The following is a 23,007-nucleotide window of genomic DNA, read 5'->3' as shown; positions in this document are numbered from 1 at the left end:
CATAAGCAGGCGTGAAGACATTTGGAGACGGGCATGAACAGTCAAGGAAACGATACGATCAGGCGGCTCGCCCTTTGGGGCATTCCGCTGTCGCTCGGCGTCATGGGGCTGAAGATGCTGGCCTGGTGGCTGACGGGTTCCGTGGCGCTTCTGTCCGATGGACTTGAATCGCTCGTCAATGTCGTTGCTGCCTTCATCGCCTTCTTCGTCATCCGTTACGCGCAGAAGCCGGCCGATCACGATCATCCCTTCGGTCATCACAAGGCGGAATATCTTTCCGCCGTCACCGAAGGCGTGATGATCGTCGTTGCAGCGCTGATGATCGTGCAGGAGGCGGTCGGCCATCTCGCAAATCCGCAGCCGATGCAGGCGCCGGTGCTCGGTCTCGCGATCAACTTTGTCGCCGGCGTCATCAACGGTATCTGGGCTCTGACGCTGATCCGGGCCGGCCGGACATATCGCTCGCCGGCATTGACGGCGGATGGCCAGCACATCATGTCGGATGTCTATACTTCGATCGGCGTGCTCATCGGCCTGTTGCTGGCGCTCGGCACCGGCCATCCGATCTTCGACCCCGTGCTTGCCATTCTCGTTGCCATCAACATTCTCTACCAGGGCTGGAAGGTCATCTCCGCTTCGATCGACGGGCTTATGGATAAGGCCGTTCTGCCGGAAGAGGAGAATGTCATCAAGGATGCGATTGCCAGAAACGCCGAGGGTTCGCTCGGCGTTCATGATCTGAAGACACGCAGGGCAGGGGCCGTGACCTTCGTCGATTTCCATATGGTCGTACCCGCCGCCATGCCGGTGCGAGAGGCACATCGAATCTGCGACCGCCTTGAAGATGCCATACGGGCGATCCATGCGGGCGCCGAAATAACCATTCATGTGGAGCCGGAGGGCGAAAAAGCCCATGGTATCCGCGTCAAAGTGATCAAGGAGACCTGAGATGCCTAAGACCGATGTGTCCGGCCTGTCGATGCTCGGCAACCAGACTGAGACCGCCAGCAATCCGGAAGAAGCCGTTCTGGAGAAGGTGCCATCCGGCCACGCCGGCACTGATTATGTCGTGCGCTTCACCGCGCCCGAATTCACCTCGCTTTGCCCGATGACGGGACAGCCGGATTTCGCCCATATCGTCATCGACTACATTCCCAATGAATGGCTGGTGGAATCGAAGTCGCTGAAGCTCTTCCTGCATTCCTTCCGCAATCATGGCGCATTCCACGAGGATTGCTCGATCTATATCGCCAAGCGCCTAGTGGATCTGCTGCAGCCGAAGTGGCTGCGCATCGGCGCTTATTGGTATCCGCGCGGCGGCATTCCGATCGATGTCTTCTGGCAGACCGGCAAGCCGCCGGAGGGTGTATGGCTGCCGGACCAGGGCGTGCAGCCCTATCGCGGCCGAGGCTGAATGAAAAAAGCCGCCATCAGGGGATGGCGGCTTTTCTGATGGATTCGATGAGATTGCGGCTCAGGCAAACGAGTTGTCGTCGCCATCGTCATAGGACGAGTCGTCATAATCATCGTCCTGAGCGTCTTGGGCAGCGTCCTGGGCATAATCGGCCGCCCTCTGATCATTCTGATCACTATTGTCGTCATTGCCGAAATAGTTGTTGTTGATGATCGTTTCCTGAACCGGCTGTTCGGCTGCGTTGGCCGCAGTACCCCCGAAGAGGCCACTGCCGGCATTTCCACCGAAGAGCCCGCCGCCAGTGCCGCCCAGATGCGGGCTGAAGAGGCTGGAGAGCGATTCCGCCAGCATCACGCCGCCGGCAACCCCGGCTGCCGTGCCAAGCGCACCGCGCAGGAAGCTGCCGCCAGCCGAAGGCGTTGCCGCCTGCTGGCTCCATGGGCCGGATGGCTGTGGCTGGCCAGCCCAGGGGCCGGACTGAGGCGCATTGCGGGCATAGTCGTCATAGAGACGACCCTGCTGCTGCGGGCTGGTCCCCTGCGGCGCTGGCACAGGCTGCTGCTGGCCGCCGCCGAAGAGCGAGCCGATTCCGCCGAGGAAACCGCCGCTCTGGCCCTGCGGGTGATTGTCGGCGCCCTGCTGCTCGAGTTCGTGCACGCGGGCTTCGAGCTGCTGGATGCGGTCAGCTGCAGCCTTCATGCCCTGTTCCTGCAAGATGACGGCCTGCGCCAGGAAATAAGGCGCATAAGGCTGGTCGCGGACTGCCTGGTTGATAAAGGCCTCCGCATCGGCGTCGCGCTGCGTGCTGGCGGCACCGCGCACGCGATCGAAGAGAGAGGCGAGCAATTGACGTTCTTCTGGCGACATGATGGCCTCCTTGGCTATCTGTGCTGCAAATTCGGGGCGCGGTTTCTAACCGCGCTGACCTGACGTAGGATCAAATCTCGGCTTTTCAAAGCCATTCAAGTTACATTTCGGTAATCCGCAACCATAACACCATGTTGTCAGTCGCTATTCCCGCCTTGTCTTTTTCCGGCATTGTTTTACGCATTGAGTCGCACTATGTGCGGTGAACGACGCATCATGCTGGAGAGTTGAATGAACGACGAAGACGAACAGGAAGACAAGAAGACCGAGCAGCCCTTGGGCAAGGACGCGGAGGCGAATCTTTTCAAATCGCGTTCGATCTTCATCTATGGCGGCATCACGCAGGAACTGGCGCAGAAGGTCTGCTCGCAGCTCGTGGCGCTTTCCGCTGCCAGCGACGACGATATCCGCATCTATGTGAATTCGCCCGGCGGCCACGTCGAATCAGGCGATTCCATCCACGACATGATCAAGTTCATCAAGCCGAAGGTCTGGATGATCGGTACAGGCTGGGTCGCTTCCGCCGGAGCGCTGATCTACGTTTCCGCTCCCAAGGAGCGCCGTATTTGCCTGCCGAACACGCGCTTCCTGTTGCACCAACCGTCTGGCGGCACGCGCGGCATGGCCTCCGATATCGAGATTCAAGCACGCGAAATCATCAAGATGAACGAGCGCCTGAACAAGATCTTCTCGGAAGCCACCGGCCAGCCGGTCGAGCGCATCGCCAAGGACACCGACCGCGACTATTGGCTCTCCGCCGAGGAAGCCAAGGCTTACGGCCTGGTCTCGCGCATCGTGACCTCGCAGGCGGATATCTGATCTGGCCGGTTTTTCCGATTGAATTGAGCGCCCTCGCTTGCCGGAAGGCTGGCGGGGGCGTTTTCGATGAAAAAGCTTTGATCAAAAGCCAAAAGCTGGCGGCAGAAATCTCTGCCGCCAGCCTTCACCGCTCGGGAGGTTGCAACGTTTCCGGGAGCGGCGAACTCGAAAGCGCAAACTACAGACCGAGCGTGTCCTATATGGTAATCTCCACCGGCGTTCCGTCCGGCATGGTGATGACAGCCTCATAGAAGCCGTCGCCGGTGGTGCGTGGTGCGGATTTCAGGCGATCATCCGCCTTGCATCGTTCAGCCAGCGCATCGACGGCAGCTTTGCTGCCGAGGGATATGGCAATATGGTCCCAGCCGATGCGTTCGCTGTGCGGGTCGGGAGAAAGCCAGGGGCCGGTCATCAGTTCGATCTGGTCGTCGCTTTCCGGCAAGGAAATGAAGCGGGAGACGAAGCCAGGCCGTCGCTGGCTTCGATAGAGTTCACCGACGGTTGCGCCGAAATAAGTCTCCCAGAAATTCGCGGCGGCATCGAGATCATGCGTCCATAGAGCGGTATGAGCGATCCGCATCTGTCTCTCCCTGTGCCTGTTCGTGATTGCGGGTAACGATGCTGGCGCAGAGAGGTGCGACGCAGAGGAGTGCGGCGAGCATCCAGAAGGCGCCGGGCAGGCCGAGATGATCCGCCGCGAAACCGACGCCGGCGGGGCCGACGAGCACGCCCGCATATCCGGTCATGGTGATGGCCGCGACGGCCAGGCCGGCCGGCATGACCTTCTGCGAACCGCCTTTGCGGAAGAGCACCGGGACGATGTTGGAGGCGCCAAGCCCGATCAGGAGGAAACCGCTCATGGCGAGGATCGCGATCGGGCTAAGAAGGAGGACGCCAAAGCCAACGACCGCAATCACGCCACCCCATAGCATGATTGCCCTGTCGCCGACTCTTGCGGTAATGGCATCGCCGCTCAGGCGGCCCACCGTCATCGCAATAGCAAACAGCATGTAGCCGAGGCCGCCATGACTGGTATCGACCTGGCCCTGCGTGGTAAGCAGCAGAGCACTCCAATCGAGGATCGCGCCTTCGACGAGGAAGGTGATTGCTGCCAGCGCGGCCAGCAGCAGCACGACGCCGCGTGGCATGACGAAAAGCGGCGCGTCCTCCGCGGGGACGGTTCGCAGCAGACGGGGCCATGCGATGATCATGGCGATCACCATGACTGCCGAGCTGAGAAGCGTTGCGGCAAGGGGACCGGCCTTGGCGGAGAGGAGCAGGGTGACGAGCAGGGAGCCGATGAAGCCGCCGATGCTGAACAGCGCATGGAAGCCGGACATCAGCGGCCGGTCCGCACCTTTCTCCACTTCGACGGCATGAATGTTCATGGCCACATCGAGCGATCCAAGGCAGGCGCCGAACGCCGCCAGCGCAAGGCCGAGGGTGAATGGCGTGCTCGCTATGGCCAAGGCCGGCAGGAGAAGTGCGAGACCGAGACCGCCTGCGATGATGATCGGCTTGCTGCCATATCGCGCGCTCAACATGCCGGCTGCAAGCATCGCCGCGACCGAACCGAGGCCAAGGCAAAGCAATAGCATGCCCAGCACACCATCATCGACGCCGAGGCGATCCTTGGCGAAGGGGACGAGGGGAGCCCAGCAGGCGAGGGCAAAACCTCCAACCAGAAAAGCAAGTCGTGTTGCCAGCCGGGTTTCCGGCCGATCCGTGGATTGCATGGTCATTTCTTATCTTTCGAAATCAGGAGGATGACGTGACGTCGCTTGCCTTCACCAGCGAGAAGCCGGCGTCGGCGGCCGCCTTTTCGTCAGCGACAGGCAGGTCATCCTCGACAACAAGCCAATCGATATCGTCGGCGCCGCCGATGCGGTGCGGCGCGCGTTCGTGAAACTTCTCCGAGGTAATCAACGCGATCCGTGCTGCGCTTTTCTTGAGCAGCGTCCGCTTGAAGATCGCATCTGCATGTTCGTACACGCTGATGCCGTTTCTTGCCGAAACGGCGCAGACGCCCAGGAAGCAGCGATCGATGTTCATGGCTTCGATGGCTGCAACGGCCGACGCATCGACGCTGCCGCCGACGACGGGATCGACCGCACCACCAATCAGGACGAGCGGAATATCGCCGCGCTTCATGACTGCACTGGCGATATCGATGGAGTTCGTTGCGATCGTCACGTCCATGTTCTTCTGCAGAAGATCGACCATTGCGAGATTGGTGCTGCCGCTGTCGAAAAACAGGAATTCGCCCGGTTCGATCATTGCGGCGGCCGCCTTGGCCAGGGCTCTCTTGCGACCGGATTCCTGGCCGACGCGTACGGCCATCGGCTGCGACGGCGTCAGGAGAGGGAGCGCGCCGCCGTAGACGCGGCGGCATTTGCCCTCTGCGGCAAGTGCCCGCAGATCGCGGCGCACGGCATCTTCGGACACGTTGAATTCGGCGGCCAGAGATGCGGCAACGATCTGCCTGCCCTCTGCAAGCCGCGCTTCGATGACGTCCCGACGGGATAATGGAAGTGAATTGCTCATCAATTTGCATTAACGTGCATAAGCAAGAGAGTCAATATGCACGTTTATACACGGTATGAGTCGACGACGATATATTCCGCGAGTGATTTGCTGAGCGACACTGCCATTCGCGCGAAAACAGCACTTGCACGCCTGATGCTTGTAATGCTCCATGCGCGTTCCATCGATCCTCACGCATTCTTCGAGTCTCCATCGCCATGCTCAAAGATTTTTCCGTTCAAAGCCTGTTCATGGGTTGCCTCACGGCCTTCGTCGGCTTTGCCAGTTCCTTCGCCGTCGTCTTTCATGGCCTGCAGGTGGTCGGCGCGTCGGATGCGCAGGCAGCATCCGGTCTGACGGCGCTTTCGGTTGCGATGGGTCTCTGCGCGATCGTGCTCAGCATGGTGACGAGACTGCCGATAAGCATTGCCTGGTCGACACCGGGAGCCGCGCTGCTGGCGAGCGCAGGAGCGATCGAAGGCGGCTTCCCGGTGGCTGTCGGTGCATTTTTCATTTGCGGCATATTGATCGTCATTGCCGGGCTTTTTCGGCCTTTTGGCCGGGCGGTCGCATCCATCCCGGCACCGCTCGCCAATGCCATGCTGGCCGGCGTGCTGCTCGGCCTCTGCTTTGCACCCGTCAAGGCGATCGCCTTCAATCCTGCCTTCGGTTTGCCAATCATCCTTGCCTGGATCGTCGTTGGGTCGTTCAAGCGGCTATGGGCGGTACCGGCGGCGCTTGCGGCCTTTGTCCTGGTGCTGGCCTTCGGCGTGAAGATACCGGATGGTGCCTTCGCCTCGCTCGAGCATTCGCTGCTGCCGACGGTCGAATTCGTGAAGCCAGTCTTTACGCTTGCCGGTATCGTGTCCATCGCGCTGCCGCTGTTCATCGTGACCATGGCATCGCAGAACATTCCCGGCATCGCCGTGCTCAAGGTGCATGATTACGAGCCGAAACCGGGTCCGCTGTTTGCCGTGACCGGCGTGTTCTCGCTGCTTGCTGTCCCGTTTGGCGGCCATGCCGTCAATCTTGCGGCAATCACCGCGGCGATGTGTGCCGGGCAGGACGCTCATGCTGATCCCGCGCGGCGCTACTGGGCCGCGATTGTCGCCGGGATCGGCTATGTGATCCTCGGATTGCTGGCGAGTGCCGTGACGGCTTTCGTGGCGCTGGCGCCGCCGATTCTGATCGAGGCGGTGGCCGGCCTGGCGCTGGTCGGCGCGCTCTCCAATTCCGCCTTGAACGCTTTCCAGCAGCCGGAATCGCGCGAGGCGGCCGCCATCACGTTTCTCGTGACGGCATCGGGTGTTTCCTTCGGCGGTATTTCCGGCGCCTTCTGGGGGCTCATCGCCGGCGGGCTGATGCTGGCGCTGTCGCGCGGCGTGCAAATGCTGAAGAAGTAGGCGAGGGGTTGCTTCTTTCTGATCCGGCAGCTATAAGCGCGGCCATGAAGCTGACTGGCGCAAAGATTTCCGAGCAGATTGCACGTGGGCGCGTTGCCCTGCGTGACAATACGCGCGCCCTTACTTCGCTTCTCCTCCTCGGCCTTACGCGCGGTTGCCGGGTCCTTTGAGGAGCGCCCGGCGGCCGAAAAGCCCGCTGGCCATCGCTCCTCGCGACTTACCCTAAAATCGACAGCTTACCCGCAAAGGGTCCGCATTTATCATCGCCAAGCCGCATCCGATCGGCTAAGACGCGGGATAAAATGACGGGAAAGGAAGAGACGAGACCATGGACGCGAACAGCCATTCCCCCAAAGGCATGCCCGAAGCAGCGGTGAAATACCGCGCCTATCCGCAAATCAATATTCCCGACCGGACCTGGCCGTCCAAGGTGATCACCAAGGCGCCGATCTGGTGTTCGGTCGATCTGCGCGACGGCAATCAGGCGCTTGTCGATCCGATGGGTCACGACCGCAAGGCACGCATGTTCCAGCTGTTGCTGGATATGGGTTTCAAGGAAATCGAGATCGGCTTCCCCTCGGCTTCGCAGACCGACTTCGACTTTGCCCGCTGGTGCATCGAACAGGGCAGTGTGCCTGCCGATGTATCGCTGCAGGTTCTCGTCCAGTGCCGCCCGGAATTGATTACCCGCACCTTCGAAGCGCTGGAAGGCGCCAACAAGCCGATCGTGCATTTCTACAATTCCACCAGCGAATTGCAGCGCCGCGTCGTATTTGCCAAGGACGTGCAGGGCATCAAGCAGATCGCCGTCGACGCGGCCAAGATGATCACCGACATGGCGGCGAAGGCCGGCGGCGGCTATCGCTTCGAATATTCGCCGGAAAGCTTCACCGGCACCGAGCTGGATGTGGCGCTGGAAATCTGCAACGCCGTCATCGACGTCGTGAAGCCGACGCCTGATAACAAGCTGATCATCAATCTGCCGTCGACCGTCGAAATGGCGACGCCGAACATCTATGCCGACCAGATCGAATGGATGTGCCGCAATCTCGATAACAGAGAAAACCTGATCATTTCGCTGCATCCGCACAATGACCGCGGGACGGGTATTGCCGCTGCCGAGCTGGCATTGATGGCCGGCGCCGATCGTGTGGAAGGCACGCTGTTCGGCAATGGCGAGCGCACCGGCAATGTTGACGTTGTCACCATGGCGTTGAACATGTTCACACAGGGCGTCGATCCGGAGCTGGATTGCTCCAACATCGAGCGCATGAAGGAAGTTTACGAATATTCCAACCAGATGGCGATCGGCGAGCGCCATCCCTATGTCGGCGAGCTGGTCTATACTGCCTTCTCCGGTTCGCACCAGGATGCGATCAACAAGGGCATGAAGGCCGCCAAAGTCGCCAACGATCCGGTTTGGGAAGTGCCCTATTTGCCGATCGATCCGCAGGATGTCGGTCGTACCTATGAGGCGATCATCCGCATCAACTCGCAGTCCGGCAAGGGCGGCATCGCCTATATCATGCAGCAGGATTACGGGCTGAATCTGCCGCGCAATCTGCAGGTGGAATATCGCGAGGAAATCCAGCGCATCACCGACGAGGAAGGCAAGGAATTGCCCTCCAAGCGCATCTACGAGCATTTTATCGAGCGCTATGTCACGCAGCCGGAGGCGCGGCTCCGCTTCGTCGACCACCACACCTTCGCCGACCCCGAGCATAAGGGGCAGCGCATCGTCGCGGCCGAGATTACCGACAAGGGCGAGGTGAAGCGCATCGAGGGCAGGGGTAACGGCCCGATCGATGGCTTCATCAACGCGCTCTCGATCTATCTCGGCATTCCGATGTCGGTCGAGGATTATTCCGAGCATTCACTCCAGCACGGCTCGAACGCCTCGGCGATCTCCTATGTCGAGGTCTCCTATCCAGGCGGCAAGCTTTTCGGTGCTGGCATCAACACCAATATCGTCGCTGCGTCCCTCGAGGCGATCGTCTCGGCGGCGAACCGCGTGCTCGCCATCAAGTCGGCATAAGGCTCAAGCCTGGTTGCAGCTCTGATTTGAAAGGCCCCCTCGTTTTCGAGGGGGCCACTTTTATTGCACATCAGTCGGCTGGCGGTTCGTCGCCTTCGATGAAGCCGCCGGATTGGTGCGACCACAGCGTTGCGTAGATGCCGTTCCGGGCGATCAGCTCCGCATGCGTGCCGTCCTCGACGATGCGGCCGTGGTCGAGCACGACGATGCGGTCCATACGCGCGATGGTCGACAGGCGATGGGCGATGGCGATCACGGTCTTGTCTTCCATGATGCCGTAGAGCGTATCCTGAATTTCGGCTTCGACTTCCGAATCGAGGGCAGATGTTGCCTCGTCGAGCACCAGAATCGGGGCATCCTTCAGAATAGCGCGCGCAATCGCGACGCGCTGCCGCTGACCGCCGGAAAGCTGGACGCCACGTTCGCCGGCATGCGCATCGAAACCGATTCTTCCTTCCTGATCCCTGAGGCCCGCGATGAAATCGCTGGCCGCAGCCTTCTCTGCCGCAGCGAGAACCGCATCCTCCGAAAAGCTGAGATTGCCATGCGCGATGTTATCACGGATGGAGCGGTGAAGGAGCGACGCTTCCTGACCGACCACCGCAATCTGCCGGCGCAAGCTATCTTGCGTCACCTGCCGAATATCCTGGCCATCGATTTCGATGATGCCGGCTTCCGGATCGAAGAAGCGCAGTAGCAGGTTGACCAAGGTCGATTTGCCAGTGCCGGAGCGGCCGACAAGGCCGACTTTCTGGCCTGCCTCAATTCGAAGCGAAATGCCGTCCAGCCCGCCATCTTCCTTGCCGTAGCGATGGGTGACCTCTCTGAAGGCGATCTCGCCATTGGTGACGGCAAGCGGCTTTGCGCAAGGCATATCGGTAATGGCAAGCGGCTGCGAGACGGTCAGCAGCGATTGCCGCATGGCGCCGAGATGGGCAAAAAGCGACGATACCGCGTCCAGCATCCATTCGGCCATGCCGGTTATACGGAAGCTCAGCGCTAGGGATGCCGCGATCAGCCCGAGCGGTGCCCCGCCGGACTGCCAGAGGACGACCGCATAGCCGACAAGTGTGACAATGAGGAAGCTGCCAAGGAACAGCATGCTCGAATTGACCAGCACTTCCAATCTCTGCACCCTGACAAATGTTTCGCGGGCTTGAGAGAAACGACGACGGGTCTCCTTATCCTCCGCCCTTGCATCGGCAAAAAGCTTGATGAGGTCGATATTGGCATAGCTGTCCACCAGCATGCCCGTCAGCTCGGCATAGGCTCCCTGGTATTGCGCGGAGGCCTTCTGCAGGCGAGGGATGACATAGGCCATCAGTGCGAGATAGCAGAACAGCCACACCGCCAGGGGCCAGATGAGGCGCGGGTCGATCGAGGCCATCAGCCAGAGCGAGCCGGCCACATAGATCGTGACAAAGGAGAGCGTATGCAGGACCTGATAGGCCGCGCCCGTTGCTGCCGTGCCAATGTCGCGCACCTGGCTGGCGATTCGACCGGAAAAGTCCTGACGGAACCAGCCGACCGATTGCCGAAGGACATGACGGTGAGCCCGCCAGCGGAACAGCGTCTCGGCATTCGGCCGAAACGCGATGTCATCCAGGCTTTCGCGGAGATAGCCGGCAAGAGGCCGTCCGATCAGGACGAGGGCGGCCGCGGCGAGCAAGCCGAATCCTTCGGATGCCCAGAAATCCTCGCGCCGGGCGGCGGCGAGATCGTCCACCAGCCGGCTCGAATAGCCGATGAGCCAGATCTCGATGATAGCGCCGATCACGGTCAGACTGAGGCTGATTGCCATGACCGTGCGAAACGGGCGAAGATTGGTTAGAAGATAGCGCCAGGCCTTGGGTGATGGCTGCAGCTCGTCATGATCCTGAAACGGATCGACAAGCTCTTCGAAGCGACGAAACATGAGTGCCCTCCACGGGCGAAAGATAGCAATCTGATGGTCGGGCCGATAAAGCAGCCCTTCACGGCACTGCCTTTCAGCGGTGGTTTCCTGTGCCGTGATTTTTCATCAGAGTGCTCTCCTCATTGGTCGCTGCAACCTCTATAGCGTGTATCCGCGCCGATGTCAGCAGAAATTGTATCGTGATCGTTCGACATAGAAGGCCGAGTGCCGTTCTTTCCACGCCTCGCGTCGAGCTCGTCCAGGCATATGTGCTTCAATGGTGAGTTTTGCTCAGGCCTTGCCTTTGGCAAGCTCATCGCGCTGCTTCGTCAGACGCTCGAGCTCTTCTTCCTGCTCGGCTATCCGCTCAGATGTCCGTTCTTCGTCGGCGGCGCCGGAAAAGGCTGCTGCCTGCTCGATCAGTTCGCGAAGGTTTTCCTTTATCGCCGCGATACGCCTGTCGATTTCAGGAATGGTCAGCAGAACGTCGGACATGTCGAAACTCCAGCAAGACTATCGGGCTCATGCGGTTGTCGCCGCCCATTATCCATCGGCCGGCCGGCAGCCGCAAGGCGCAAAACGGATGGGATATCAGTCAGATTTCCGAGGATACCCGATTGGCGATCTGATCGAGCATTGCATCCGAGGAGGGACCGACGACCGCATAGGTGGTGCCGTTGCGGTGCCAGGACACGATGCTGATATCGTCCTTGATGGTTTCGCTGAAATCGTCGTCGGCAACGCCGTCCGTCTTGGTAAAGCAGATGGCGACGACATCACCATCGAGGTTCTTGTAGATCAGCTGGCCGACTGGCTTGCCGGCTGCGATGGACATGCGCGCGCCTTGGAAGACGAGACCATCGGCAGCAAGGTCCGGAAAATTGAATTTGACGCCGACCGTGCTCGCCAGCCACTTGGCGATCTCGTCCAGCTGGCTTGCCTGCAGCTCGACCATACGCTGCGGCTGGCGCGAATAGATGCGGTGATAGGCGGCGATATCATCCAGCCAGTTGCGTGTCATAGCCTGTGTCGGGGTCGGCGGAGGACTCGCCGGGACGTCAGCGGGCTGCATGCCGAAAAGATAACCGATGCCGCCGCCGACGGCGAACAGGATGAGAGCCGCGGCCAGCGATTGCTTGCCCGTGGGCGCCAATTTCAATGATTGCCGGGTGAGACGGGGAGAGGGATCTCGGGTCTTCGGAGGCTGGGCGCTCTTGATGGAGCGAACGAGCGCCAGCGGTACAGGCTCCTTCAAAACCTCGTCAAAAGCCTTGCGGCCAACATCGGAGCCGTGCTTCAGCTCATCGAAAATACGTCGCGCGTTCGGATCCGAGGCGATGAGCTTTTCCAACTCTTCTTTTTCTTCGCGGCTCGTCTCGCCATCCATGAAGGCGGACAAGCGGATTTCGAGCGGCGTTTTCTTCATGTCCTGCAATGCTTAAAACCTTCGAGGCGAGCGACTATGACCCTGGGAGGCAAGGTAAAGGCGTGCGCTGGATAGCCTTGACATCACTGCCGACAAAGGGATGCCGAGGACGTCGGCAGCCTGCTTGTAGCTGTGCCCTTCGACGTCGACCAGCAGGAAGACACTGGCAAGTCCTTCTGGCAAAGATGTGACGAGACGATGCGCTTCGCCGGCTTCTACAAGATTTAAATGGGTGCCGGATATCGGCTCGCCCTGTTCTAGTGCACTGCCCTTTGCGGCGGGGCGTAGTTTGTGGCGTCGCGCTTCATCGACCCATTGATGCCGGGCCATCGTATAGAGCCAGCTTTCCAGCTTGCCGCCGCTGTTCCAGAGATGGAACTTGGCTATGCCGCGCTGACAGACGTTTTGAACAAGCTCGTCCGCCTCGGCGAGATCGCCGGTCAGCGTCACCGCAAAGCGGCGAAGCTTCGGAAGAAGGCCGACCAGATCGCGTCTGATATCAGTGGCTGCTACCGGCGTTGGCATGATCGTTCCAGGAAGGCGTTGGAGGTTGTTACATCGACAATCTGCTTCCGCGATGGACAGCCTTTCCCGTAAGAAAGGTGATGCGAGCGGAATAATTGTCCTGTGCTGGTATGAACCATTTCCGTGCCGTTTCGCAAGTCTTCAAAAGCACCCGCGCGTTTGACTGTCATTCTTACCGCAGTAATCCCACAATGTGTCAGCCGGTCTTGTCTCGGCGCTGCCCGAGCTCTCCAAGAAGCCGCAACCCACGGGATACAGGCTCCGAAAACCGGCATGCGGTGCTCCTTGTCACGACCTCAAAATCCATCCCGCATTTCAGGATTCCAATGCTTCGATTGTAGCTCCGTATCTTAGAAAACGCTACCGAAACGATGCGCACGATGACGCTAAAAGGCTCACCATGTCGCGAGAATATCGAAGCCTTCGGGGTCGACGCCGCTGCCGTTGTCGCTGAGGCTGTAACGCTCCGCCTTCAGTTCCCAGGCGCCCGGCCGCCCGGCGATGGTGAAGAGATTATAGGCCGCGCGCGGCTTCAATCCGCCGACTCCTTGCGATGCTGAGGCGATCCCGACGACCGGGACCGGGCCCATGTGGCCGCGCAGCCAATGCAAGGTGTTGAGATGTGTGTGGCCATGCAGGACAAGTTCGGCGCCGCCGGTCGAGATGACGGCGGCAAAACGGCGAATGCCGATCATCCGCTTGTAGAAACTGGTTGCACCGCGAATGGGCGGGTGATGGATCATGACGACGCGAAAGAGCCCGGCATCTCCGGCTGCGCGCAGGATATTGACCGTCTCGCGCGCCTGGCGCGAGGAGTAGAAGCCGCTCGCAGCAAAGGGCGGGGTGGCAACGGCTGTGGAGCAGCCCACAAGCGCGACCTGACCGCGGATACGCAGATAGGGGAAAATGCGCTGCTCTTCCTGCCATTCGGCAGGAGCATCGTCGCCGCGGACATAGGGATACCAGGAGCGCATGGCCTTTTCGTAGGCGCCGGGCACATAGGCATCGTGATTGCCGGGAACAACTGAGGTGTGGAGAGGATCGCCGACAGTCTTCAGCCACGCGGCTGCTGTCTGGATCTCCATGCCGCTCGCAAGGTTGACGAGATCGCCGGTTACGGCCAGGTGATCGGCCTGTTTCGCCTTGATGTCGTCAAGAAGGAGATCGAGCGTATCGCCAAAAAGATGCTTGCGCCGGTTCCGGTGCCAGTTCACAAATCCGGTAATGCGTTTGGAGGCGAGTTCTCTGATCGAAAGACGTGGCAGTGGACCAAGGTGAACATCGGAAATATGCGCGAGCTTGAACATGGGATGAGACATAGCCCACTCTATTGTCAAAACAAATACATCCCCAATCCAATTGTAGATCGCGACGCCGGGGTTCAGGCATGAGCGAAGACAATCGACGCGACGAAAGGCAGAGTTTGGCTGTGCGTCTGTTCGGCCGCGCGCTGCATGTCTATTTCGTGCTGACCCGCAGCATGACCATCGGCGTGCGCGCCGCTTGCTTCGATCGTGAAGGGCGGATTTTTCTGGTTCGGCATTCCTATATCGCCGGATGGCATATGCCCGGCGGCGGCGTCGAACGCCATGAGACTGTGGAGCAGGCGCTCGAAAAGGAGTTGCGCGAGGAAGGCAATCTGGCGATCTCAGGCAAGCCGCAGCTCTTCCACGTCTATTTCAACAATCACACCAGCAAACGCGACCACGTCGTCTTCTATCGCGTCGAGGTTACCCAGACCTCGCCGCGCAAGCCAGATCGGGAGATCGTCGAATGCGGCTTCTTTGCAGTCGATGCGCTGCCGCCAGGCACGACGAAGGCAACCTATCGCCGGCTGAAGGAATTGGAAGGAGCGGAAGCTCCCTCCAGCTATTGGTAGTCTCCGACGCTTGGATCAGGCAGCCTTTGCCAGCCGCTCACGCCCATGCGGGCGATCGAAATCCAGTTCCGGCCCGATCGGCACGATGCCTGTCGGGTTGATGGTCTTGTGGCTGCGATAATAGTGGTTCTTGATGTGCCCGATGTTCACCGTCTCGGCAACGCCGCCGATCTGATAGAGATCCCGGAGATAGGCCGAGAGGTTGGCATAGTCGGCAATGCGCCGGATATTGCATTTGAAATGTCCGACATAGACGGCGTCGAAACGAACCAATGTCGTGAACAGCCGCCAATCGGCCTCCGTCAAGCGATCACCGAATAGATAGCGCTGTGTCGCCAGCCGCTCATCGAGCATGTCGAGGGTTTCGAAAAGGCGGAGTGCGTTTTCCTGATAGGCTTCCTGCGTCGTCGCAAAGCCGGCCTTGTAGACGCCGTTGTTGACCGTATCGTAGACGCGCTCGTTCAATGCATCGATATCGGCCTGCAGATCGGTGGGATAGAAATCCGCCGTGGAGCCGGTCAGGCCATCGAAGGCCGTATTGAACATGCGGATGATTTCCGCGGACTCATTGTTGACGATCGTGCCGGTCTGCTTGTCCCAGAGAACGGGAACAGTCACGCGGCCGGAATAATGCGGATCGGCTTTGACATAGACCTCCCAGAGCTTCGTCGCGCCGAAGAGATGGTCGACAGTGCCGCCATCCTGTCCTTTGAATTCCCAGCCATTTTCCAGCATCAGCGGATCGACGATCGAGACGGAGATCTGCTCCTCCAGCTTTTTCAGCTTGCGGAAGACCAGGGTTCGATGCGCCCAGGGGCAGGCGAGCGAGACGTAGAGATGATAGCGTCCGGCCTCTGCCTTGAAGCCGCCGGTGCCAGTGGGGCCGGCGCTGCCATCCACGGTGATCCAGTTTCGAAACTGCGACGCGGCGCGCTTGAAATGGCCTTTCGTCTCCTTGGTATCGTACCAGACGTCATGCCAGACGCCGTCCACCAACATGCCCATTGCTTAATCCTTTCGGAAAACTGCCGAAACTATATATCTAGAGATACGGCATGCGCGCCGGATTTCGAGACGGCAAATGATGAACACTGCGTCATAGGTGCTGTCGGCGGGCTCATGTGGCGACGTGAAGCTTCAGAAAAGACACGATGCCGGCACGATCCTGCATGAATGAACGGCAGGATGCATTTTGCATTGGACGCGCCGAATATTTCCTGCTATCCGGCTTCTCACACTTTAAGGACCCCTTGTCATGAAAGTAACCAGAAGCCTGCGACGACGCCGATGATCTTGAACGCTCCATGAGCGCTTTCGGGAACAATATCGTCCGTCTATCTGGTTTTCTGGGCTAATGTACAAGCACGATCTGGTCTACCTCACTGAGGATGCGTCGCACGACGCTGCTATCGAACTCATCAACGAAGAAGCTTTCGGTCCGGGACGGTTTACACGCGCCGCTGCTCGCATTCGCGAGCAGGGACCGCATGACCGTTCGCTATCCTTCATCTGCGCCGACGATGGCGAGACGATCGCCTCGGTGCGGATGACGCCGGTGCTGGCCGGATCGGTCAAAGGACATCTGCTCGGCCCGCTTGCGGTGCGTCCGTCCCACAAGAACAAGGGGATCGGCCGCGAGCTCGTGCGGATTGCGGTGGCGGCCGCTCAGCGCAAGGGGTCGGAAGCCGTCATCCTGATCGGCGATCCGCCCTATTATTGCCCGCTCGGTTTCGAGAAGGTCGCCTACAACGCACTGACCTTCCCGGGGCCTGTCGATCCAAACCGGGTGCTCGTCGTGCCGATCGCCGCAGACACGCATGCGCGGCTGCATGGCACGATTGTCTGGCGCGATGATTCCATTCCGGCTATCGAAGCCGAAGCCGAAGACGAAGACGATCTGGATGATGTCGTGCAGTTCACGGCGATCGCTGTCTAAGGCGCCATCAACGAAAAATCGCCCTGCTTGATGTCAGCGGGGCGATAACGTCTTCTTCAGAAAGAATCGGCTGCGACCGGCCGGGAAATCTGGCAGTTCGCCGAAGATGGCATAGCCCTGCCGCTGATAGGCTTTCAGCGCCTGTGGATTGAAGGTATCGATCCATGCGCCGAAGCAACCGCGGGCGCTTGCCTCCGCTTCCGCCGCCTCCAGCAGCTTTCCGGCCATGCCCTGGCCGCGCAGGCTTTCCGGCACGAAGAGCCATTGCGTGAACAGCCATCCCCAGGCGGTATAGCCCGAGATGCCACCGATGGGCTTGCCGGCATCGTCGCGGATCAGAACGGCGAGGGATTGCCGGCCGGATGGCCCGACGTCGGTGGTGTTGAACGCTGTCAATCCCTCGCTGATGGCCGCAAGCTCGCCTTCGGATGGCGTATCGGTCACTTCGATCTTCATCACATTCATCGTCCTTCGCGCCACCATGTGGCGGAGAAAGCAAAAAGAAGGGCGGCGAGACCGGCAAAGCCTGCAAAGAGCGGCAGGGTATTGATCCCCTTCAGCACGGTTTCGTCAGTCATGCGGATGGTCAGGCGCTGACCGTCGGCGACGCGAACGGCGCCGCGCACCGGCAGAACTTGCGGCACCGTCACGCCACCATTTGCGCCGGCAACGCGAGTGACGAGACCCTTCGTTTTTTGTGCCAGCGGTTTCAGTGTCTCGGTGGTCGAGATCATCGCCTTGAATTCCGGAGCATCGATTGCGCCGATATGAACGAGTGTCGACAGATTGCCGTTGGCGATCTGGTAGAGCCCGATTTCGTTCATATGCTTCTCGGCTTGATAGAGACCCGGCTGGGTCTGCCTCAGCGGCAAGGTTTCCGTCTGGCCGGAAGGCAATTTGATCGTAGCGGGGCCGGGATCGTTGCCGATCGTCTGGCGTGTTACCTGCAGCGTGCGCCCGGCGGCATTGGCCGTCAGCGCTTCTTCTTCCAGCGCTGGCTCTTTCAGCAGCCAATGGGCGATGCGACGGTAGAGCGAGACATGTGGGCCGCCGCCTTCGAAGCCGCGTGCCCAGAGCCAGCCCTCGTCGGAGAGCAGCATGGCGACACGCCCCTGGCCGACGCGGTTCAGCACCAGCAAGGGACTATTGTCAGCGCCGACCATCACGGTCTGTCCTTGCGGCCTCTCCACATCGACGCTGCGGAACCAGCGGCCCCAATGCGGTGGCTCGGTTTCGGAGCCATCCAGCCCGCGCGTGACGGGGTGCTTTTTGCCCTGGTCCGACAGGCGCGGATAGAAGGCTTTTTCGATCATCTGGCCCGTCGGCTCGGCCGGCAGTACCGAGGCAAGCGGCGTCAGCGCGATCGAACTGCCGCCGGCATGTTCGGGGCCGGCCGCAACCAGCAATGCGCCGCCGTTTTCCACATATTGTGCCATGTAATCATAATAGATCGTCGGCAGGACGTTTTGGCGGTCCTGATAGCGGTCAAAGATGATCAGGTCGAAAGAGTTGATCTTGTCGACGAAAAGCTCGCGGGTCGGGAAGGCGATCAGCGACAACTCGTTGATCGGCGTGCCGTCCTGCTTGTCCGGCGGGCGCAGAATGGTGAAGTGCACGAGATCGACCGAGGCGTCCGATTTCAGAAGGTTGCGCCAGGCGCGCTCGCCGGCATGCGGCTCGCCCGAGACGAGCAGGACGCGCATGTTCTGGCGGATGCCTTCGATCAGCTGGACCGTCTGATTGTTGATGCCGGTGACTTCGCCAGGCACTTCGGCGACCGCGAATTCGAGGACATTGTTGCCGGCGCGGGGCACCTTGAAGCTGAAGGGCGTGTCCTGGCCGGGTGTCGCCTGCAGGGTGGCGATCTCGTCGCCATTCATCTTGACCGTCACTGCTGCCGTGCCGCCGGGGCTCTTGCCATCGTCGACGACACGGAAGACGAGCTGCTGCTCTTCGTTGACAAGACCGAAGCGAGGTGCTCGCACGATCTCGATGCGGCGATCGAATTCGTCCGGTTTGCCCGTGATCAGCCCGTGGACGGGTGCGTCAAAGCCGAGCTGCTGATTGACGCCGGGGATATCGTGGATCTGGCCATCCGTCAGGAAGATGGCACCGCCGATACGGGCGGGCGGGACGTCGGCGATTGCCGAGGAGAGGGCAGAGAAAAGCCGTGTCGACGGAGATTCCGACTCCGCCGGATCGCGGAATTCCACGATCCTGGGCTCGATGCGGGGGAATTGCGCCAGCCGATCCTTGAGCATCGCCAGGGCTTCGTCCGTCATCTTGGCACGTTCCGGCGTCTGCTGGCTCAGGCTGCGGTCGACGACGACGGGCACGATCGTCGTCAGCTGATCGCGATCCTCCTGCATCAGTACCGGGTTGGCGAGTGCCGCCAGCAAGGCAATACCTGCGAAACCACGAATCCAGCCGCCGCGCAGGCGCCTGTAGATGGCAAGCGCCCAGATGGCGAGCGTCAGCACCGCCAGAGCGGCAAGGATAGGCCAGGGGAGGAAGGGGGCAAAACCGATATTCATACTATTGCCCCAAGCGCTGCAGGATATCGGGAACGTGGACCTGATCGGACTTATAGTTTCCGGTCAGCATGTACATCATGATGTTGACGCCGGTGCGGTAGGCATATTCCCGCTGCGTTTCATCCGGGGGGACGGTCGGCAGCAGCGGCGAGCCATTGTCGCCGATAGCCCAAGCGCCGGCAAAATCATTGCCCGTAATCATGATCGGCGTCACCCCGTCGGAGGTCGCGACGGCGTTCGCATCGCGGCGCGCATCCTGACGCGCTTCCACCCAGAGCGGGCTGTCTGCATAGCGGCCGGGGAAGCTCGACAGCAGGTAGAAGGACTTGGTCAGCACATGGCCGGCGGGCACGGGCTCGAGGGGAGGAATATCGAGGTTGGCAAGGATCTGCTGCAGTCGCTGGCCGTTGGGGCTCGGTGACGAAGTGTCGCCCATCGTGTCGATGGCGTCACGCGTGTCGAAGAGCACGGTGCCGCCGTTGCGCATATAGGCGTCGATGCGGTTGATGGCGTCGTTGGACGGCATCGGCGCGGTTGCTGAAATCGGCCAGTAGATCAGCGGGTAAAAGGCGAGTTCATCCTTGGCAGGATCCACCCCTACCGGCGGGCCTGGTTCGAGCGTCGTACGATAGGTGAGATAGTCGGAGAGGCCGGCAAGCCCGCGCTCCGAAATGTGATCCACGTCCGTTTCGCCTGTCACGACATAGGCAAGATGCGTCTTGTCGAGCCGCGAGAAGATGGCGTCGTCGCCCGGTTTGGAATCGTCGGCCAGAGCGTTTGCCGGATGCAGGAATATGGCGAGCGATGCAGCCAGCAGCAGCATTGCCGTGCCGCCCGCAATCGTCTTGGCCGATCTGCCCAGGCGTGGAAAGGCACCGTTCATGAACAGTACGATGATGCTGTCGGCGAGCAGCAGGAGGAAGGCGAGGGTAAAGAGGATCGGCTTTGCCGACCAGGCCTCGCCCCCGATAAGGCCTTCGCGCGCGACAGCGCCGGCCGCCGAGGTATCCAGCGGCTTGAGCACTGCGCCGCTCGGCAGGGTGTTGAGCGCACTGAAGCCCTCTTCGGAACCGTAGAGGCCGGGCGGGTTGTCGAAACTTGCGACTGCGGCCCCCTTGTTTGGTTCCAGCGGGCGGGCGCTGCCGATCTCGCTGGTCAGCACGCCCTTGGCGGACAGGAGTCGATAGGGTGGCATTGCTTCACTTGCCTTGGAGGCAGCCACTTGCCCCGGAGCCACGCCACCGGCACGCGACAATTGTACGATGCGGCGCAGCATCTCGACGAAATCGCCTGATATCGGCAGATCCGACCATTGCGGCTCGGCGCTGACGTGGAAGAGCACGATACGGCCGGCCTGCATCTGCTTTTCGGTCACCAGCGGCGTGCCGTCGGCAAGGCTTGCCCAGGTGCGCTCGGCGAGATCCGGTGTCGGCTCGGCCAGAACCTGCCGTTTGATCAGGACATCATCCGGCTTCGGCATGCCGGCGAAGGGGCCGAAAGAGGGGAAATCGGCAAGCGGCTGCGGCTCGGCCCAGGAAAGAGCGCCGCCGAAGGTGCGCTCGCCCTGCCGCAATGTGACCGGGACCAACGGATCGTCGGCGGGAGCTGCGGCAAGGCGCGGTCCGGCGAAGCGGACGAGCGTGCCGCCATTCTCGATCCATTTTTGCAGCGGCGCATAGGTCTCCTGCGGCAGGCGGCCGACATCGGCCATGATGATAACGGAGGGATTGCCCGCAAGCAGTTGGGGGATCGACTTTGCCAGATCGGCGCTGTTCGGCTGAATGAGATCAGCAAAGGGCTGAAGTGCGCGCTGGATATAATAGAGTGGCGACAGGATCGGTTGGAATTCGTCAGCAGCCTGTCCGGAGAGGAGGGCCACGCGGCGGCGGCGAAAACCGTCGTCGAGCAGATAGACGCTGCCGGCGCTAGCCTGGCGGTCGATGCTGATGCGGGCGAAATCATTGCGCATTTCGAAGGGCGCGGCGATGGAGCCGGTCGCAACCGTCTGCCCGCCCGCGAAGTCAAGCGAACCGGCGGCGATTGGCCGTCCCTGATTGTCTTGCGCCGTCAGTCCGAGGCGCATCGGGCTACTGCCGTTCAGCCGTGTGGCCGTGACGGTCATGTTGCTGGCGGTATTGGCTGCGCCGGTGAGCGCGACGATATCGCGGCCGTCGCCTTCGATCAGCCGCAGCTCGCTCGGCTGCAGCACGGCAAGGCGGCTGACGATATCGTCCTTGTCCCTGCTCTCGATGCCATCGGAGATGAAGGCGATAGTACCGGGCTTCATGCCGTTGAGCGCCGCCTTGACGGCGTCGGCGGCGCGCCGGCGATCCGGCACCAACGGTTGCGGGTTCATGGCATGCAGCTTGTCTCGGGCCGATGTCGCCGCACCCGGTGTGGCATCGTTGCTCTGTTCGGCGGTGAAGGCGATCGAGACCGGAATGCCCTTGGCATCGGCATCGTCGATCAGCGCGTCCGCCGTGCGCACGCGGCGTTCCCAGTCGGAGACGCTTGCCCAGCTATTGTCGATCATCAGCGCCAGCGGGCCGCTGCTCGACAGCGTGTTGGTGCGCGGATTGAACATCGGATTGGCGATGGCAAGAATGATCAGGGCGGCAAGCAGCATGCGCAGCAGCGTCAGCCACCATGGGCTGCGCGCCGGGGTTTCCTCACGTTTGAGGATGCTCGCCAGAATGCGGAGCGGCGGGAACACTTCGGTGCGCGGCTGCGGCGGGGTCAGGCGCAGCAGCCACCAGATCGCAGGAAGCAGAATGAGCGCTGCCAAGATGGCCGGCGAAGCGAATGCAAAGGAGAGACCGCTCATGGCTGGCCTCCTGACGCGATCCTCGCGGGCATGCCTGAGAGATACATGTGCACGGCGACCAGCGCTTCGGAAGCCAGGCGGTCGGTGCGGTGGTTGACGAAGGTCCAGCCGAGATGGCGTAGCGATTGGCCGAGATTTTCGCGCCGCGCCAGATAGGCGCGCCGATAATCGTCACGCAGGTTTTCCGCGCGGCCGGCGATCAGCTTCGAGCCCGTTTCGGGATCGCTGAATTCGGTGCGCCCGCTATAGGGAAATAGTTCTTCGGCGGGGTCGGCAACCTCGATCACATGACCGCGTAAGCCACGGCGGGCCAGCGGTCCGATCCTGCCCATCACGCTATCGGCATCGTCGAGAAAATCGCCGATCAGCACGATATCGCTCCAGCCGCGGATCATTGATGTCTGCGGAAGGCCGCCTTCGAGCGGCGTATGCATCAGCGCTGCGGCCAGGCGTTCGGCAGCGTTGCGGGTCGAAACCGGCTCCATGATGCCGGGGCAGCCGATGCGCTCACCGGAGCGGGACAGGATTTCCGCCAGCGCCAGCATCAGGACGAGCGCGCGGCCTTCCTTGGACACATGGCCATAGGTCGATTTATACATCATGGATGGGGAGAGATCGGCCCAGAGCCAGATCGTGTGAGCGGCTTCCCATTCATGATCGCGGATATAGGTGTGATCGTCACGGGCCGAGCGTCGCCAGTCGATGCGCGACAGGCTTTCGCCTTCGGTATAGGGGCGGAACTGCCAGAAATTCTCGCCGATGCCGCGCTTGCGCCGGCCGTGCCATCCGGCGATGACGGTATTGGCGATGCGCTTGGCTTCGACAAGGCAGTCCGGCACGAGTGCGGCGCGACTACGGGCTCGGGAGAGGGCATCGTTGCCTGAGGTCGGTCTGACGGTCTGTCCGATGGATGCCACGCGCTATACTC

21 protein-coding genes are annotated in these 23,007 nt (G+C 60.9%); 7 read left to right on the top strand and 14 right to left on the bottom strand.

Going from position 1 to position 23,007, the window contains the following annotated elements; all coding sequences use genetic code 11:
- The first annotated feature begins 33 nt into the window (after positions 1-33).
- Complete coding sequence (locus AC13QY_RS10440) at positions 34-948, top strand: cation diffusion facilitator family transporter (RefSeq protein ID WP_095435441.1); 915 nt, start codon at positions 34-36, stop codon at positions 946-948.
- A 1-nt stretch (position 949) separates the two neighbouring features.
- Positions 950-1,414: a preQ(1) synthase gene (gene queF / locus AC13QY_RS10435; protein WP_015340658.1), complete on the top strand. Its 465-nt coding sequence runs from the start codon at positions 950-952 to the stop codon at positions 1,412-1,414.
- A 60-nt stretch (positions 1,415-1,474) separates the two neighbouring features.
- On the opposite strand, the gene AC13QY_RS10430 is transcribed toward queF, so the two are convergent.
- Positions 1,475-2,281 (bottom strand): DUF2076 domain-containing protein, encoded by an 807-nt coding sequence (locus AC13QY_RS10430; RefSeq protein WP_152092617.1) that lies wholly within the window; start codon positions 2,279-2,281, stop codon positions 1,475-1,477.
- A gap of 231 nt (positions 2,282-2,512) precedes the next feature.
- Between AC13QY_RS10430 and AC13QY_RS10425 the strand changes: the two genes are divergently transcribed.
- Positions 2,513-3,100, top strand: a complete 588-nt coding sequence (locus AC13QY_RS10425) for an ATP-dependent Clp protease proteolytic subunit (protein ID WP_152092618.1) — start codon at positions 2,513-2,515, stop codon at positions 3,098-3,100.
- A 196-nt stretch (positions 3,101-3,296) separates the two neighbouring features.
- Here the strand turns inward: AC13QY_RS10425 and AC13QY_RS10420 are convergent, their stop codons facing one another.
- The 3 genes from AC13QY_RS10420 to AC13QY_RS10410 are packed head-to-tail and all read right to left on the bottom strand — an operon-like array spanning position 3,297 to position 5,644.
- Positions 3,297-3,680: a VOC family protein gene (locus AC13QY_RS10420; protein ID WP_113395382.1), complete on the bottom strand. Its 384-nt coding sequence runs from the start codon at positions 3,678-3,680 to the stop codon at positions 3,297-3,299.
- Complete coding sequence (locus AC13QY_RS10415) at positions 3,646-4,836, bottom strand: MFS transporter (RefSeq protein WP_113395535.1); 1,191 nt, start codon at positions 4,834-4,836, stop codon at positions 3,646-3,648. Before AC13QY_RS10415 ends, AC13QY_RS10420 begins: the two co-directional genes overlap by 35 nt.
- 22 nt (positions 4,837-4,858) lie before the next feature.
- A complete protein-coding gene (locus AC13QY_RS10410) occupies positions 4,859-5,644 on the bottom strand; it encodes a DeoR/GlpR family DNA-binding transcription regulator (protein WP_113351831.1) in 786 nt (261 codons plus the stop codon).
- 197 nt (positions 5,645-5,841) lie between these two features.
- Between AC13QY_RS10410 and AC13QY_RS10405 the strand changes: the two genes are divergently transcribed.
- Both AC13QY_RS10405 and leuA read left to right on the top strand, forming a co-directional pair.
- Entirely contained in the window at positions 5,842-7,026 is a 1,185-nt protein-coding gene (locus AC13QY_RS10405; RefSeq protein WP_113395381.1) for a benzoate/H(+) symporter BenE family transporter, read from the top strand.
- 328 nt (positions 7,027-7,354) lie between these two features.
- On the top strand, positions 7,355-9,061 hold the full coding sequence (gene leuA, locus AC13QY_RS10400; protein WP_113420494.1) for a 2-isopropylmalate synthase: 1,707 nt from the start codon (positions 7,355-7,357) through the stop codon (positions 9,059-9,061).
- A 70-nt stretch (positions 9,062-9,131) separates the two neighbouring features.
- Here leuA and AC13QY_RS10395 read toward each other — a convergent pair whose 3' ends face one another.
- The 5 genes from AC13QY_RS10395 to AC13QY_RS10375 form a co-directional block, all read right to left on the bottom strand.
- Positions 9,132-10,976, bottom strand: a complete 1,845-nt coding sequence (locus AC13QY_RS10395; RefSeq protein ID WP_113420495.1) for an ABC transporter ATP-binding protein — start codon at positions 10,974-10,976, stop codon at positions 9,132-9,134.
- A gap of 270 nt (positions 10,977-11,246) precedes the next feature.
- Complete coding sequence (locus AC13QY_RS10390) at positions 11,247-11,450, bottom strand: hypothetical protein (protein WP_113332216.1); 204 nt, start codon at positions 11,448-11,450, stop codon at positions 11,247-11,249.
- 100 nt (positions 11,451-11,550) lie between these two features.
- Positions 11,551-12,390 (bottom strand): anti-sigma factor, encoded by an 840-nt coding sequence (locus tag AC13QY_RS10385; RefSeq protein WP_173002435.1) that lies wholly within the window; start codon positions 12,388-12,390, stop codon positions 11,551-11,553.
- A gap of 3 nt (positions 12,391-12,393) precedes the next feature.
- Positions 12,394-12,906: an RNA polymerase sigma factor gene (locus tag AC13QY_RS10380; protein WP_112720912.1), complete on the bottom strand. Its 513-nt coding sequence runs from the start codon at positions 12,904-12,906 to the stop codon at positions 12,394-12,396.
- A gap of 395 nt (positions 12,907-13,301) precedes the next feature.
- Positions 13,302-14,243 (bottom strand): metallophosphoesterase family protein, encoded by a 942-nt coding sequence (locus tag AC13QY_RS10375; protein ID WP_113395378.1) that lies wholly within the window; start codon positions 14,241-14,243, stop codon positions 13,302-13,304.
- A 50-nt stretch (positions 14,244-14,293) separates the two neighbouring features.
- Between AC13QY_RS10375 and AC13QY_RS10370 the strand changes: the two genes are divergently transcribed.
- Entirely contained in the window at positions 14,294-14,785 is a 492-nt protein-coding gene (locus AC13QY_RS10370) for an NUDIX domain-containing protein (RefSeq protein ID WP_113395377.1), read from the top strand.
- Positions 14,786-14,800: 15 nt separating this feature from the next.
- Here the strand turns inward: AC13QY_RS10370 and AC13QY_RS10365 are convergent, their stop codons facing one another.
- Entirely contained in the window at positions 14,801-15,790 is a 990-nt protein-coding gene (locus AC13QY_RS10365; RefSeq protein ID WP_152092619.1) for a glutathione S-transferase family protein, read from the bottom strand.
- A gap of 349 nt (positions 15,791-16,139) precedes the next feature.
- On the opposite strand from AC13QY_RS10365, the gene AC13QY_RS10360 reads away from it, so the two are divergent.
- Entirely contained in the window at positions 16,140-16,721 is a 582-nt protein-coding gene (locus AC13QY_RS10360) for a GNAT family N-acetyltransferase (RefSeq protein WP_113395375.1), read from the top strand.
- Positions 16,722-16,754: 33 nt separating this feature from the next.
- On the opposite strand, the gene AC13QY_RS10355 is transcribed toward AC13QY_RS10360, so the two are convergent.
- Genes AC13QY_RS10355 through AC13QY_RS10340 form a run of 4 tightly spaced genes read right to left on the bottom strand, consistent with a single transcriptional unit; the run spans position 16,755 to position 22,996 of the window.
- Positions 16,755-17,177, bottom strand: a complete 423-nt coding sequence (locus tag AC13QY_RS10355) for a GNAT family N-acetyltransferase (RefSeq protein ID WP_371864924.1) — start codon at positions 17,175-17,177, stop codon at positions 16,755-16,757.
- Positions 17,178-17,182: 5 nt separating this feature from the next.
- A complete protein-coding gene (locus AC13QY_RS10350; RefSeq protein ID WP_152092621.1) occupies positions 17,183-19,255 on the bottom strand; it encodes a hypothetical protein in 2,073 nt (690 codons plus the stop codon).
- Position 19,256: 1 nt separating this feature from the next.
- The gene (locus tag AC13QY_RS10345; protein WP_152096206.1) at positions 19,257-22,079 is read right to left on the bottom strand and encodes a DUF4159 domain-containing protein; all 2,823 of its coding nucleotides are present in this window, start codon (positions 22,077-22,079) and stop codon (positions 19,257-19,259) included.
- Positions 22,076-22,996 carry a DUF58 domain-containing protein gene (locus tag AC13QY_RS10340; RefSeq protein WP_152092623.1) on the bottom strand — a complete coding sequence of 307 codons (921 nt, stop codon included), beginning with the start codon at positions 22,994-22,996 and terminating at the stop codon, positions 22,076-22,078. Before AC13QY_RS10340 ends, AC13QY_RS10345 begins: the two co-directional genes overlap by 4 nt.
- Positions 22,997-23,007: the final 11 nt, after the last annotated feature.

The sequence above is a fragment of the Martinezella sp. CNPSo 3795 genome (assembly GCF_057784475.1).
Note: the sequence above shows the minus strand (reverse complement) of the source record. Positions and strands in the feature narration are given on the sequence as shown.

Excerpts from the sequence above, each read along its gene's own strand:
- AC13QY_RS10440 (WP_095435441.1), top strand. The coding sequence starts at position 34 with ATGAACAGTCAAGGAAACGATACGATCAGGCGGCTCGCCCTTTGGGGC.
- queF (WP_015340658.1), top strand. The coding sequence starts at position 950 with ATGCCTAAGACCGATGTGTCCGGCCTGTCGATGCTCGGCAACCAGACT.
- AC13QY_RS10430 (WP_152092617.1), bottom strand. The coding sequence starts at position 2,281 with ATGTCGCCAGAAGAACGTCAATTGCTCGCCTCTCTCTTCGATCGCGTG.
- AC13QY_RS10425 (WP_152092618.1), top strand. The coding sequence starts at position 2,513 with ATGAACGACGAAGACGAACAGGAAGACAAGAAGACCGAGCAGCCCTTG.
- AC13QY_RS10420 (WP_113395382.1), bottom strand. The coding sequence starts at position 3,680 with ATGCGGATCGCTCATACCGCTCTATGGACGCATGATCTCGATGCCGCC.
- AC13QY_RS10415 (WP_113395535.1), bottom strand. The coding sequence starts at position 4,836 with ATGCAATCCACGGATCGGCCGGAAACCCGGCTGGCAACACGACTTGCT.
- AC13QY_RS10410 (WP_113351831.1), bottom strand. The coding sequence starts at position 5,644 with ATGAGCAATTCACTTCCATTATCCCGTCGGGACGTCATCGAAGCGCGG.
- AC13QY_RS10405 (WP_113395381.1), top strand. The coding sequence starts at position 5,842 with ATGCTCAAAGATTTTTCCGTTCAAAGCCTGTTCATGGGTTGCCTCACG.
- leuA (WP_113420494.1), top strand. The coding sequence starts at position 7,355 with ATGGACGCGAACAGCCATTCCCCCAAAGGCATGCCCGAAGCAGCGGTG.
- AC13QY_RS10395 (WP_113420495.1), bottom strand. The coding sequence starts at position 10,976 with ATGTTTCGTCGCTTCGAAGAGCTTGTCGATCCGTTTCAGGATCATGAC.
- AC13QY_RS10390 (WP_113332216.1), bottom strand. The coding sequence starts at position 11,450 with ATGTCCGACGTTCTGCTGACCATTCCTGAAATCGACAGGCGTATCGCG.
- AC13QY_RS10380 (WP_112720912.1), bottom strand. The coding sequence starts at position 12,906 with ATGCCAACGCCGGTAGCAGCCACTGATATCAGACGCGATCTGGTCGGC.
- AC13QY_RS10370 (WP_113395377.1), top strand. The coding sequence starts at position 14,294 with ATGAGCGAAGACAATCGACGCGACGAAAGGCAGAGTTTGGCTGTGCGT.
- AC13QY_RS10365 (WP_152092619.1), bottom strand. The coding sequence starts at position 15,790 with ATGGGCATGTTGGTGGACGGCGTCTGGCATGACGTCTGGTACGATACC.
- AC13QY_RS10360 (WP_113395375.1), top strand. The coding sequence starts at position 16,140 with ATGTACAAGCACGATCTGGTCTACCTCACTGAGGATGCGTCGCACGAC.
- AC13QY_RS10355 (WP_371864924.1), bottom strand. The coding sequence starts at position 17,177 with ATGAAGATCGAAGTGACCGATACGCCATCCGAAGGCGAGCTTGCGGCC.
- AC13QY_RS10350 (WP_152092621.1), bottom strand. The coding sequence starts at position 19,255 with ATGAATATCGGTTTTGCCCCCTTCCTCCCCTGGCCTATCCTTGCCGCT.
- AC13QY_RS10345 (WP_152096206.1), bottom strand. The coding sequence starts at position 22,079 with ATGAGCGGTCTCTCCTTTGCATTCGCTTCGCCGGCCATCTTGGCAGCG.